This is a genomic window from Streptomyces sp. NPDC050315 (assembly GCF_040655775.1).
Lineage (GTDB): Bacteria > Actinomycetota > Actinomycetes > Streptomycetales > Streptomycetaceae > Streptomyces.
The window spans coordinates 706,551-717,995 of the sequence record NZ_JBFAKN010000002.1 but is presented as its reverse complement, the minus strand read 5'-3'; the positions used below and the strand labels follow the sequence as shown (position 1 = coordinate 717,995).

General features: G+C 68.8%; 13 protein-coding genes. 9 read left to right on the top strand and 4 right to left on the bottom strand.

From position 1 onward, the window contains the following. The first annotated feature begins 187 nt into the window (after positions 1–187). The 6 genes from AB0I82_RS10230 to AB0I82_RS10205 all read left to right on the top strand — a co-directional run bounded on the left by AB0I82_RS10230 (position 188) and on the right by AB0I82_RS10205 (position 5,010). Positions 188–1,285 carry an ABC transporter substrate-binding protein gene (locus AB0I82_RS10230; protein ID WP_363256695.1) on the top strand — a complete coding sequence of 366 codons (1,098 nt, stop codon included), beginning with the start codon at positions 188–190 and terminating at the stop codon, positions 1,283–1,285. Beyond that, entirely contained in the window at positions 1,282–2,079 is a 798-nt protein-coding gene (locus AB0I82_RS10225) for an ABC transporter permease (RefSeq protein WP_363256694.1), read from the top strand. Before AB0I82_RS10230 ends, AB0I82_RS10225 begins: the two co-directional genes overlap by 4 nt. Beyond that, positions 2,055–2,927 carry an ABC transporter ATP-binding protein gene (locus tag AB0I82_RS10220; protein ID WP_363256693.1) on the top strand — a complete coding sequence of 291 codons (873 nt, stop codon included), beginning with the start codon at positions 2,055–2,057 and terminating at the stop codon, positions 2,925–2,927. The genes AB0I82_RS10225 and AB0I82_RS10220 overlap by 25 nt, the downstream gene beginning before the upstream one ends. Beyond that, a complete protein-coding gene (locus tag AB0I82_RS10215) occupies positions 2,924–4,282 on the top strand; it encodes an LLM class flavin-dependent oxidoreductase (RefSeq protein ID WP_363256692.1) in 1,359 nt (452 codons plus the stop codon). Before AB0I82_RS10220 ends, AB0I82_RS10215 begins: the two co-directional genes overlap by 4 nt. Before the next feature lie 151 nt (positions 4,283–4,433). After that, on the top strand, positions 4,434–4,754 hold the full coding sequence (locus AB0I82_RS10210; protein ID WP_363256691.1) for a hypothetical protein: 321 nt from the start codon (positions 4,434–4,436) through the stop codon (positions 4,752–4,754). Between the two features lie 4 nt (positions 4,755–4,758). Continuing rightward, on the top strand, positions 4,759–5,010 hold the full coding sequence (locus AB0I82_RS10205) for a hypothetical protein (RefSeq protein WP_363256690.1): 252 nt from the start codon (positions 4,759–4,761) through the stop codon (positions 5,008–5,010). 31 nt (positions 5,011–5,041) lie between these two features. Here the strand turns inward: AB0I82_RS10205 and AB0I82_RS10200 are convergent, their stop codons facing one another. Next, positions 5,042–6,607 carry an APC family permease gene (locus tag AB0I82_RS10200; RefSeq protein WP_363256689.1) on the bottom strand — a complete coding sequence of 522 codons (1,566 nt, stop codon included), beginning with the start codon at positions 6,605–6,607 and terminating at the stop codon, positions 5,042–5,044. Between the two features lie 148 nt (positions 6,608–6,755). Here AB0I82_RS10200 and AB0I82_RS10195 point away from each other — a divergent pair, with 148 nt between their 5' ends. Next, positions 6,756–7,367: a TetR/AcrR family transcriptional regulator gene (locus AB0I82_RS10195; RefSeq protein WP_363256688.1), complete on the top strand. Its 612-nt coding sequence runs from the start codon at positions 6,756–6,758 to the stop codon at positions 7,365–7,367. Here the strand turns inward: AB0I82_RS10195 and AB0I82_RS10190 are convergent. Beyond that, positions 7,357–7,662 (bottom strand): DUF397 domain-containing protein, encoded by a 306-nt coding sequence (locus AB0I82_RS10190; protein ID WP_363256686.1) that lies wholly within the window; start codon positions 7,660–7,662, stop codon positions 7,357–7,359. The genes AB0I82_RS10195 and AB0I82_RS10190 overlap by 11 nt on opposite strands. Next, entirely contained in the window at positions 7,659–8,486 is an 828-nt protein-coding gene (locus AB0I82_RS10185) for a helix-turn-helix transcriptional regulator (RefSeq protein WP_363256685.1), read from the bottom strand. The genes AB0I82_RS10190 and AB0I82_RS10185 overlap by 4 nt, the downstream gene beginning before the upstream one ends. A 146-nt stretch (positions 8,487–8,632) precedes the next feature. Here AB0I82_RS10185 and AB0I82_RS10180 point away from each other — a divergent pair, with 146 nt between their 5' ends. After that, positions 8,633–9,121 carry an ATP-binding protein gene (locus AB0I82_RS10180; protein WP_363256684.1) on the top strand — a complete coding sequence of 163 codons (489 nt, stop codon included), beginning with the start codon at positions 8,633–8,635 and terminating at the stop codon, positions 9,119–9,121. A gap of 4 nt (positions 9,122–9,125) precedes the next feature. After that, on the top strand, positions 9,126–10,514 hold the full coding sequence (locus tag AB0I82_RS10175; protein WP_363256683.1) for an FAD-binding oxidoreductase: 1,389 nt from the start codon (positions 9,126–9,128) through the stop codon (positions 10,512–10,514). On the opposite strand, the gene AB0I82_RS10170 is transcribed toward AB0I82_RS10175, so the two are convergent. Next, positions 10,489–11,430, bottom strand: coding sequence for an oxidoreductase (locus AB0I82_RS10170; RefSeq protein ID WP_363256682.1), 942 nt, complete (start codon positions 11,428–11,430; stop codon positions 10,489–10,491). The genes AB0I82_RS10175 and AB0I82_RS10170 overlap by 26 nt on opposite strands. Between the last annotated feature and the right edge of the window lie 15 nt (positions 11,431–11,445).

Sequence of the window (11,445 nt, the reverse complement as noted above, 5' to 3'; positions counted from 1 at the left end):
CTGCCAGCGGTTTCGGAAGCGACGGGCGATCGATCTGATGCGCATCGCCACCGCAGTGTGTAGCTGACTCCCCAGCTCCACTGCGTCTTGCGCTCTTCCTGTTGCGCTTTCTTTCTCCCGTTCGCTTCCCCTCTCCCCCTCTTTTAAGGTACGCGTGAAACGCATGCCCATGCTCCCTCGCACACCCATGTCCAGATATCGAGGCATTGCCATCGCGGCCGCAATCGCCGCTCCGATTGTTCTCCTGACCTCGTGCGCGCCCGCCACCCAGTCCACGGCCACCGGTAAAAACGTCTCCGCCGAGAAGATCCCGGCCAAGGTTTCCGCAAATACCTCCCTCACCGTCGGGGCGCCCGACCTCAAGGTCGCACTGGAGCTCTCGGGTCAGATCGACAAGCTTCCGTTCAAGGTCAAGTGGGCCAATATCAGCGGCGGCCCGCAGTGCTCCGAGGTATTCCGGGCGAACGCACTGGACATCTGCTCCTCCGCGGAGATCCCGTCGATCCACGCCCACTGGACGGGCCTGGACACCAAGCTCGTGGCGGCGAAGTTCCGCAATGATCCGCTCCGGTACCCGATCTACGAGCTGGGCATCGCCCCGGGCGCGGGCATCAAGACCCTCGCCGACCTGCGCGGGAAGAAGATCGCCTACAGCCCGGGCCAGGCGCAGGGCGCGCTGGTGCTGCGGATTCTGAAGGCGGCCGGGCTCACCCAGGACGATGTCGAACTCGTCGAACTGGCCAGCACCGGTGACGTTTACCCCACCGCGCTCGGTAATCGCCAGGTCGACGCCGCGCCCATCGCCGACGTCAACGTCAAGCGTTATCTGACGAAGTACGGCAAGGCCGGCGGGAAGACCATCAAGCACGGTCTGCGCGACGACCCGGCGCATCTCTGGGCACTCACCGATTCCGTCGACGACCCGCAGAAGTCCGCCGCCGTGCGGGAGCTCATCAAATCCTGGGCGCGGGCCCAGATTTGGATCGACAAGCATCCCAAGGAATGGATCGACGGCTATTACGTCAAGGATCAGGGGCTGAGCCGCGAGGACGGCGAATACCTCGTCAAGCGGTCCGGTCACCCGGATATTCCGGCCGACTGGGCCGGCGCCATCGCGCGTCAGCAGCGGACCGTCGACCTGCTGGCGAAGGAGCAGAACCGGGAGCCCTTCAAGGCGGGCATTCTCTTCGACCGCCGCTACGAGTCGGTGGGCGCCGACGCGATTTCCGGTGCGGGGAAGAAGCCAGACGCGGGGGAGAAGTCAGTCGCGGGGAAGAAGTCATGAGCACCGCGGTCCTCAGCAAACGGCGGCTCGGTCCGGGCCGCCCCGTACCGTACGGCTGGGCGCTCGGCCCGCTGCTGCTGATCGCCCTCTGGGTGGTCGGCTCCGGCGTCGGCCTCATCGACGCCCGCACCCTGCCCGCACCGTGGACCATCGCGGGCACGGCGGGCGACCTCATCGCCGACGGCAGGCTGCAGTCCAACCTCGCGACCTCCGCCCAAAGGGCCGTGCTCGGCCTGGTCTTCGGAGTCGTCGCCGGGCTGCTCCTGGCGGTCGTCTCCGGCCTCAGCCGGCTCGGTGAGGGGATCGTCGACGGGCCGGTGCAGATCAAGCGGGCGATCCCCTCGCTCGCGCTGATCCCGCTGCTGATCCTGTGGTTCGGCATCGGCGAGACGATGAAGGTCATCACGATCGCGCTCGGGGTCCTCGTCCCCGTGTACATCCACACGCACAACGGACTGCGGACCATCGACAACCGGTACGCCGAACTGGCCGAGACCGTGCGCCTCACCCGGCTCCAGTTCGTCCGGCACGTCGTGCTGCCGGGCGCCCTCCCCGGCTTCCTGCTCGGGATGCGGTTCGCGGTCACCGCCGCCTGGCTGTCGCTGGTCGTCGTCGAGCAGGTCAACGCCACCAGCGGCATCGGCTACATGATGGAGCTCGCGCGGACCTACGGACAGACCGACGTCATCATCGTCGGCCTCGTCGTGTACGGACTCCTCGGGCTCGTCTCGGACGCCCTGGTACGGCTCGTGGAGAGGAGAACGCTGGCATGGCGACGCACACTGGCGGGCTGAGGACGACGACGGTCGAGGACCGCGCGACGGCCGAGGACCGCCCGACGGTCGGGACCGAGAAGACGGACCGGCGCGAGAAGACGGACCGGCGCGAGAAGACGGCCCAGCGCGAGAAGACGGCCCAGCGCGAGAAGACGGTCCGGATTGAGAACCTGGTGCGCTCCTTCGGCGAGCGCCGCATCTTGGACGGGCTCGAACTGAGCATCGCGCCCGGCGAATTCGTGGCCCTGCTCGGGCGCAGCGGCTCCGGCAAGAGCACGCTCCTGCGGGCGCTGGCCCGGCTGGACCACGAAGTGGCGGGGAGCGGCGAACTCGCCGCCCCCGACCACGTCTCCGTGGTCTTCCAGGACGCCCGCCTGCTGCCCTGGAAGCGGCTGCTCGACAATGTCGTACTGGGCCTGTCCGGGCCGGACACGGAGCCTCGCGGCCGGGCCGCCCTCGCCGAGGTCGGGCTCGAAGGGCGCGAGCGGGCCTGGCCCGTCGAACTGTCCGGCGGGGAGCAGCAGCGCGTATCCCTCGCGCGCTCCCTCGTACGGGAGCCACAACTCCTGCTTGCGGACGAACCGTTCGGCGCGCTGGACGCCCTCACCCGGATCAGGATGCACGCGCTGCTGCGGCGGCTGTGCGAGCGGCACCGGCCCGCCGTGCTGCTGGTCACGCACGACGTGGACGAGGCGATCGCCCTCGCCGACCGGGTGGTCGTACTGGAGGAGGGCCGGATCGCGGCCGACCTCCCCGTGGAGCTCCCGGCACCGCGCCGCCCCGGCAGTACCGAGTACGCGGCGCTCCGCGACCGCCTGCTGGAGCGGCTGGGTGTGGAACTCACTGCGGAAGAGAGGGTGGCATGACCGCCCGGCAGCTGCATCTGAACCTGTTCGTCTACCCGGGCGGCCACCACGAGGCCGCCTGGCGCTACCACGGCTCCGACCCGGACCGCATCCTGGACATCCGCTTCTACCAGGAGCTGGCCCGCAGGGCCGAGCAGGCCACCTTCGACGCCGTCTTCTTCGCGGACGGCCCGTCGCTCCCCGACAACGTCCGCTACGCGAGCCGCTTCCGCCTGGAGCCGTTCACCTGGCTGTCCGCCATCGCCGCGGCCACGACACACATCGGCCTGATCGCCACGGCCTCCACCACCTACTCCGAGCCGTACAACCTGGCCCGCCTCTTCGCCTCGCTCGACCACCTGAGCGGGGGCCGCGCCGGCTGGAACATCGTCACCACCGGCGCCCCGCAGGCCGCGCAGAACTTCGGCCTCGACGAGCACCCCGTACACGCGGAGCGCTACGACCGGGCCCGCGAATTCGTCGACGTCGCGACGAGGCTGTGGGACAGCTGGGAGGACGAGGCGCTGGTCGCGGACCAGAAGACGGGCGTCTTCGCCGACACCGACCGGATCCACACCATCGATCACGAGGGCCGCCACCTGAAGGTGCGCGGACCGCTGAACACGCCCCGCACCCCGCAGGGCCGCCCGGTCTACGTCCAGGCCGGTTCCTCGCAGGACGGCCGCTCCTTCGCCGCCACGTACGCGGAGGCGGTGTTCACCGCGCACCAGACGCTCGCGAGCGGCCAGGAGTTCTACGCCGACATCAAGGCCCGCGCTGCGGCGCTCGGCCGTGACCCGGACAAGGTACTCGTCCTGCCCGGCATCAGCCCCTTCATCGCCGATACGGAGACCGCGGCGCGCAGGCTGCACGAGGAGTTCAACGAGCTGACCCAGCCCGCGTACTCGCTCCAGCTGCTGCACCGCCTCCTCGGTATCCGGCTCACCGAAGAGCAGCTCGACGGCCCCGTACCGCGCGAGCTCATCGAGACCCGGGGCGAGCGCGGCAACGGCAGCCGCTTCCGGCTCGTCCTCGACATCGTCGACCGCGAGCAGCCCACCGTCCGCCAACTGCTGCACCGCCTCGCGGGCGCCCGCGGCCACCGCGTCATCGCGGGCACGCCGGAGCAGGTCGCCGACCAGCTCCAGGAGTGGTTCGAGCACGGCGCGGCCGACGGCTTCAACGTCATGCCGCCCTGGCTGCCCGGCGGCTTCGACCTCTTCGCCGACCAGGTGGTGCCGATCCTGCGCGAGCGCGGCCTGTTCCGCACCGCGTACGAGGGCAGCACGCTCCGCGAGCACTATGGACTGCCGCGGCCTGCCGGCAGTAACGCCTCACTGCAACATGCCGCTCAGCTCTTCGATACGGATATATAGCGTTTCCTTTATCAAGCGAGGTCAGAACGTAAAACCGACTGTTAGGTGCTATAAACACGGAGATTTATCGGACGTTGATCAACGGTCCCTAGATTCGTTCATGTCAGCAAAACCGACGGCCCCCGAGGGCCCACCGAAAAGGGAGACCGACATGACCACCGGAATCCGGGGATGCGACAACCAGTCCAACGCCCATGTGTCCTTCCTCAATGAGGAGCACCCCGGCGACAGCGAGACCGTCGACCCGAGGACGTTCAGTGGCGCCTACGCCTGGATCTCGCAGCACAAGGAGAAGCCGTTAAGCGTCCAGACGGGGCGCGGTCGCTGCATCATCTGGGACAGCGACTGGAAGGTCATGGGGCAGTGGGACGACGGCAAGGACGAGTTCAAGCTCGCCGACGTCGACAGCAGTCCGCAGGACTACCAGATGACGGTCAGCGTCACGGGAGACATCTCCCTCAAGGCGGTCTGACGGCATGGCCATGAACGATTGGCGGATCAGCAACTCATCCCCCAACGACTGGGTGTACTACGTGTGCGCGGCCTTCGCCAACGTCCATTTCAGTCGGAGCGTCGACGACAACGCCAAGTCCCACATGGCGATGGACGGCGGAAATCAGTATTACTTCGGCTTCACCGGCACGTTCAGCCCGGCCGCCCAGGCGGCGAGCCAGGAGGTCCGCGAACTGCTCGTCAGGGCCTGGGAGGACTACTTCACTGTGAAGTAATCCTCCCGGCCCGGCTCCAGTCCTTCGCCGACTAACCCTTGGCCCGGCGCGTCTTCGCGCCCAGCGCGTAGAAGACCAGCCCGATGACCAGGAAAAGGGCCAGCGGCACGACTTGGCTGAGCGTGTAGGCCAGCCGCTGGCCCGCGAAGGACTCCGGCAGCGAGTCCGCCGCGGAGCCGGCCGAACCGAACCACCCGACCCCGAAGCCGGGCCAGATCAGCACGACCACCGTGAACGCGACGAGGCCCGTCGCCGGCGCGGTCACCAGCCACGCCCCGACGCGCCCGCCCGGCACGGCGTACGGGCGTGGCGTGTCCGGGTACTTGCGGCGGAGTACCAGGAGGCTCGGGAAGGTGATGACGTACGAGATGAATGTCGTCGAAATCGTCAGGCCCAGCCCCGCCGCGAAATACTTCTCCCCGTCGCCCTCGGTCAGATTCAGCGCGAGCACGAAAAGTACCGACGCGAGGACCGCCGACAGGAGATTCACCCGGGCCGGGGTGCCGCGCTTTTCGTCGATTTTGCCGAGCCAGGCCGGACCCACGCCGTCCGCGCAGGCCACCGCCTGTGCCCGGTGCGCGCCCATTGCCCAGGTGACGCCGCTGGTGAGCAGGCCGATGATGAGTCCGGCCGCCGCGATCCCGCCGAATACCGAGCCCGCGCCGCTCAGCGTGACCGTGCCGTCGGCCGCGATGTTCCCGCCGTACACCGTGAATACGGCCTTGCAGGCGTCGATGAATCCGCCGAGGCTGCCGATCTCCTTCGACGGGAGGACGAAGAGGATTCCCAGGATGGGGCCGCCGTACAGGACGAGTGAGGCCAGTCCCGAGCGCAGGATCGACAGGGGAATGTCCCGGCGCGGATTGGTCATCTCCTCGGCCGCCGAACTCGGCAGCTCGAAGCCCACGTAATTGAAGATGAGGACGGGCACGAGGGCGATGAATCCGGCGTACGTCGGCGTGAATTCGCCTGCGGGCAGCGCGTGCACGCCGTTCTGGAACGCGAAGACGACGACGGATACGAGGAAGAAGCCCAGCAGTACGATCCGCGCGACGGCACCCGCGATCGGCACCCACTTGCCGAACCGTACGGCCTGTACGACGGCGAGCGCTCCGCCCCAGATGAAGACCAGCCCGGCCGCGTACTTCCACAGCCCCGGCAGCGGCGTGAAGAATTCCTCCCACGTCGTCAGCGCGATGATGCACAGGCTGCCGCCGACCCATACCGGATTGGAAATCCAGTAGAGGATTTGGTTGAGCCCGGCGACCAGGCGGCCGAATGCCAGCCGCGTCCAGACGTACGGGCCGCCCTGTACGGGGAATGCGGAGCCCAGTTCCGCGACCAGTAGCCCGTACGGCAGGAAGAAGGCGACGGCGAGGATCGCCATCCAGGTCAGGCCCTGCGGCCCCTGCGCCGCGACCGAACCGATCGTGTCCAGCCCGACCAGCGTGCAGATCAGGAAGAAGAGCACGTCCAGGCGTCGCAGGTCCTTTCGCAGCCGACCGCGCTGCTCGCCCCAGCCCTTGGAGAGGTCGGGCGAGTCCGGGCCTTTGCGGCCCGGTGGAGCGGACAACGATGGCGTCTCTGTGTCTCTCACGGCGGACTCCCTGCGACGACGCGGGCGGGACAACGAAACGGAACGCTCCAACTAACTGAACGCGCAGTCAGTAATGGGAAGGGACTGTGGCCCCGTAGCCGGGCGGTGTCAAGGGTTCTCGCACGCCGCCGCCTTGTAGGCTGACGGCGTGGCAAGAGTCCGGTTGAACGTGGCGGAGCGGCGCGAAGAGCTGCTGCGGGCCGCGATTGAGCAGATCGAGGCCCGTGGTGTCGCGGCGGTCCGGGTCTCCGACGTGGCGTCGGCGCTGGGCGTCTCCAACGCGCTCGTGCTGTACCACTTCTCGACCAAGGAGAAGCTCGTCGCGGCGGCGTTCGCGCACGCCGCGGAGGCGGATCTCGCGCATCTGCGACGGCTCCTCGGGCGCCGCACGACGGCGGTGCGGCGGCTGCGCGCGGCGGTGCGGTGGTATGCGCCTACCGGGCAGGCGAAGGGGTGGCGGCTGTGGATCGAGGGCTGGGCGGCGGCCCTGCGCGATCCCGTCCTCCGGGAGACGGCCGGCGGCCTGGACCAGCAGTGGAAGCGGGCCCTCGCGGACGTCATGGCCGAGGGCGCGGCAGCCGGCGAATTCGACTGCGCTGACCCCGAGGGGTCGGCGTGGCGTCTCACGGCGCTGCTCGACGGCCTCGCCGTCCAGATGACGTCTTACGAAGGCCCGCTGTCGCGTACGTCGATGCTCCAGTGGGCGGAGGATGCGCTGGCCCAGGAACTGGGCCTGCCCCGCGACTCCCTCAGCGGGTAGTCGCGTACGCGACGAATTCCGACCACGCGCGCGCGGTGACCTTTAGCTGCGGGCCGTCCACGTCCTTGGAGTCCCGGACGTGGACGGTGCCGGGGCAGGCCGCGACCTCGACGCAGCTGTCGCCGTCGCCTCCGCTGTAGGTGGACTTCGTCCAGGGGAGGGCGACCTCGACGCAGCTGTCGCCGTCAGAGCCGCTGTGGGTGGACTTCCGCCAGGACAGCGCCACTTCGATGCAGTCATCGCCGTCGGAGCCGCTGTAGCTGCTCTTGAACCACGCCAGTTCAGTGGTGCTCATAGCGCTCCTCGCATTCGCCTCAACAGGCTTGCCGAGTCCTCGGGGGTGAGAGCCTGTGAGCGCATACTGGCATACCGCTGATACAGGATGCTGACCTCCTTGGGCTCCGAGACCAGCATCCCGCCGCGCTGGCCTTCGGCATAGCCCAGCCACTTGTTGTCCGGGCCTTCCAGCAGTCGCATGGGGCCGTCGAGGCCGGCGTGCTCCGGCTGGTGGGGCGGCATGATCTGCAGCTCGACGTGGGGCATCTCGCTGACGCGCAGCAGGTGGTCGATCAGCTCGCGCGTCACCTCCACACCGCCGGTGCCGCGCTCGATGACGGCCTGCTCGATGATGAAGCTGAGGGCGATCGGCTGCTTGCGCCGCAGGAGCTCCTGGCGTGCGAGCCGGGCCGACACTTGGCGCTCGACCTGCTCCTCGTCCTTCAGTGGTGGCACGCTCACGGTCACCGCTCGCGCATACGCCTTCGTCTGCAGAAGTCCCGGGATCACCCGGCACTCGTACGTGCACAGGCTTACAGCCTGCTCCTCCAGTTTTGCCCACTGGCGGAACCACGCGGCGAGGCCCGGCTGTCGCGACAGATAGCGCGACGCGGCTCTCAATGCCCCGAAGCCGTCGAGTACTTCCTCCGCCCTCTCCACGAAATCATCCGGAGGGAACCGCCTTCCCTGCTCGATCGATGCCACCGTGTGCGGGGCGTACCGCACCAACGGGGCCAGCTCCTCCTGTGTCAGCCCGGCGCGTTCGCGGAACGCCTTTGCCACCGCGCCGAATCCCTTCAAACTGTCCGACGGCTCTGGTTCCCCGTCATACGTCATCACCATGCCCGGTCACCTCCGGTATTGGTCGCCCCGACGCGAAAATGGTTACGCCGCGTAACGCGTACTGTCCATACTCCGGACTCGTACGCTGACCCGGCGTACGAGTCGGAAGTCTCGCCAACGCCCCGACCAGGCGCAATCGTTGGCCCATGGTCATCTCGCCGGTCCATCGGCTGCCCCGGTCGCCCGTCACCGTACGTACGTTCACGCAGCGTTTCAGCTCCACGCCCCGCGGCGCCCGGCTGGCCCGTCTCCTTGCGGAGCGGCGGCTCGTCGAATGGGGTATTCCTGACGGCAGTGATGCGGCCTTCTCCGCCACGCTGATCGTCGCCGAACTCGCGGCCAATGCCGCCACGCATGGCCGCATTCCCGGCCGTGACTTCGAACTCTCGCTCACCCTCCTTTTCCCGGAACGCCGGACCGCTCCCGCGACCCTCCGCATTGAAGTGAGTGACACCCGCACCGAATCCCAACCACCGTCCCCGGACGAACTTCCCGCCCCTTCCCCGTACTCGGAATCCGGCCGCGGGTTGCATCTCGTGACGGCCCTCGCCACGCATTGGCACATTCGCCCCCGCAGCCCCCTCGGTAAAACATTGTTCGCCGAGCTGGAATTGGCGGTTCGGCCGGTACTCTGAGGCCATGAACGCGGAAACTCTGCAAGCGTTGCGAAATGCGGTGCGCGGGCCTGTTATCGGGCCGGAGGATTCCGGATACGACGAGGCCCGCAAGGTGTACAACGGGATGATTGACAAGCGTCCCGGTGCGGTCGTGCGGTGCTCGGACGCCGCCGACGTCATGAGCACGGTGCGGGTCGTATGCGAGAAGGGGCTCGAACTCGCCGTGCGGGGCGGGGGCCACAGCGGACCGGGGCTCGGGATCGTGGACGGCGGCGTCACCGTCGACCTCGCGCCGATGCGCTGGGTGCGGGTCGACCCAGGCGCGCGGACCGCGCAGGTCGGGGGTGGGAGCCTGCAGTCCGACCTCGACCACGCCACCCATGCCTTCGGCCTCGGCGTGACCTCCGGCACCGTGTCCTGCACGGGCCTCGGCGGGCTGACGCTCGGCGGGGGGCACGGCTACCTCACCCGGAAGTACGGGCTGACCGTGGACAGTCTGCTGGCCGCGGATGTCGTGCTGGCGGACGGGACATTCGTGACCGCGGACGAGAACGAGCATCCGGAATTGTTCTGGGCGCTGCGGGGCGGCGGCGGGAATTTCGGAGTGGTGACATCATTCACCTACCGGCTGCATCCGGTGAGCACGGTGGGGGTCGGGATCACTGTGTGGCCGGCGGAGCGGACGCGTGAAGTGCTGGGATGGTACCGGGAATTCCTGCCGCGGGCCGAAGAGGACCTGTACGGATTCTTCGCGGTGCTGAACGTGCCGCCGCGGGCGCCGTTCCCCGAGGAAATTCACGGTCGGAAGATGTGCGGGGTGGTGTGGTGCTGGACCGGTGAGATGGAGCGGCTGGGCGAGGTGTTCACCGCCGTACAGGAGCCCGGAAAGCCCGCTTTCCATTTCGCGGAGCCCATGCCGTATCCGGCGTTGCAGGGCATGTTCGACGAGCTGCTGCCCGCCGGGCTGCAGTGGTACTGGCGCGGGCACTTCTTCGACCGGATACCGGACGCCGCGCTGGACGCGCACCTCACGCACGCGCAAAGGGTGCCGGACGGACTGTCGACCATGCACTTGTATCCGGTCGACGGGGCCGCGCACCGGGTCGGGCGTGACGAGACCGCGTGGAACTACCGAGATGCGGTGTGGTCCGGGGTGTTCGCCGGGATCGATCCCGACCCGGCCAACGCCGAGGCGATCAAGGAGTGGTCCGTCGGGTACTGGGAGGCGCTGCGCCCGTACTCGATGGGCGGCGGGTATGTGAACTTCCTCGGCGAGGGGGAAGGGGAGGACCGGGTCCGGGCCACGTACGGGGAGAATTACGCGCGGCTGGCGCGGATCAAGCGCGCGTACGACCCGGACAACCTCTTCCACACGAACCAGAACGTCAGGCCCGAGCCACAGACGACGTGAAGTCGTAGGTCACGCCCGTCAGTTGTTCGGAGGCGGTCCACAGGGCGTCCGACGTGGTGCCGTCCTGCGTCCACGGGGCGCGGAAGGACGGTGCGGGGGTACCGCGGAGGCCGCCCTGCGGGCCGATGAACGCGTCGGGCTTCATGTGCGGGGCCGTGGCCGCGCACAGGGCCGGGAGCGCGCCGGTCTCGGCGGGCTGGGCGATGATGCGGTTGCCGAGGAGGGCGAGGCGCTCGGCGCGGCTGCGGCCCTCCATACGGACGCCCGCCGTCTGGAGGTTGGTGGCGGCGTAGCCGGGGTGCGCCGCCACGGCCAGTACGTCGGAGCCGGCGCGGGCGAGGCGGAGGGCCAGCTCGTGCGTGAAGAGCAGGTTGGCCGACTTGGAGCGGGCGTAGGCGATCCAGCGGCGGTAGCGGCCGTGCTCGTAGTTGAGGTCGGCGAGATTGACGTCGGCGAGGGCGTGGAAGCCGCTGGAGACCGTGACGACGCGGGCGCCGGGGGTGGCGAGCAGCGCGGGGAGGAGCAGGCCGGTCAGCGCGAAGTGGCCGAGGTGGTTGGTGCCGAACTGCATCTCGAAACCGTCGGCGGTGCGGCGGTGGGGGAGGGCCATCACGCCGGCGTTGTTGATGAGCAGGTCGAGGCGGGAGGGGGCCAGGTCGGCGGCGAAGGCGCGGACGGAGGCCAGGTCGGCGAGGTCGAGGGTGCGCAGCTCGGCGTCGCAGCCGGGGACCTCGGAGTGCAGCTGGGCGACGGCCGAGGCGCCGCGGTCCTTGTCGCGGCAGGCGAGGATCACCCTGGCCCCGCGGCGGGCGAGTTCCCGGGCCGTGACATAGCCGAGGCCGCTGTTGGCTCCGGTGACGACGGCCAGCTTGTCGGTCAGGTCGGGAATGTGGGACGTGTTCCAGCGGCGGGCCATGTCTGGACTCCTCGG

Excerpts from the sequence above, each read along its gene's own strand:
- AB0I82_RS10205 (WP_363256690.1), top strand. The coding sequence starts at position 4,759 with ATGGCCATGAACGATTGGCGGATCAGCAACTCATCCCCCAACGACTGG.
- AB0I82_RS10210 (WP_363256691.1), top strand. The coding sequence starts at position 4,434 with ATGACCACCGGAATCCGGGGATGCGACAACCAGTCCAACGCCCATGTG.
- AB0I82_RS10225 (WP_363256694.1), top strand. The coding sequence starts at position 1,282 with ATGAGCACCGCGGTCCTCAGCAAACGGCGGCTCGGTCCGGGCCGCCCC.
- AB0I82_RS10180 (WP_363256684.1), top strand. The coding sequence starts at position 8,633 with ATGGTCATCTCGCCGGTCCATCGGCTGCCCCGGTCGCCCGTCACCGTA.
- AB0I82_RS10190 (WP_363256686.1), bottom strand. The coding sequence starts at position 7,662 with ATGAGCACCACTGAACTGGCGTGGTTCAAGAGCAGCTACAGCGGCTCC.
- AB0I82_RS10185 (WP_363256685.1), bottom strand. The coding sequence starts at position 8,486 with ATGGTGATGACGTATGACGGGGAACCAGAGCCGTCGGACAGTTTGAAG.
- AB0I82_RS10170 (WP_363256682.1), bottom strand. The coding sequence starts at position 11,430 with ATGGCCCGCCGCTGGAACACGTCCCACATTCCCGACCTGACCGACAAG.
- AB0I82_RS10220 (WP_363256693.1), top strand. The coding sequence starts at position 2,055 with ATGGCGACGCACACTGGCGGGCTGAGGACGACGACGGTCGAGGACCGC.
- AB0I82_RS10230 (WP_363256695.1), top strand. The coding sequence starts at position 188 with ATGTCCAGATATCGAGGCATTGCCATCGCGGCCGCAATCGCCGCTCCG.
- AB0I82_RS10175 (WP_363256683.1), top strand. The coding sequence starts at position 9,126 with ATGAACGCGGAAACTCTGCAAGCGTTGCGAAATGCGGTGCGCGGGCCT.
- AB0I82_RS10215 (WP_363256692.1), top strand. The coding sequence starts at position 2,924 with ATGACCGCCCGGCAGCTGCATCTGAACCTGTTCGTCTACCCGGGCGGC.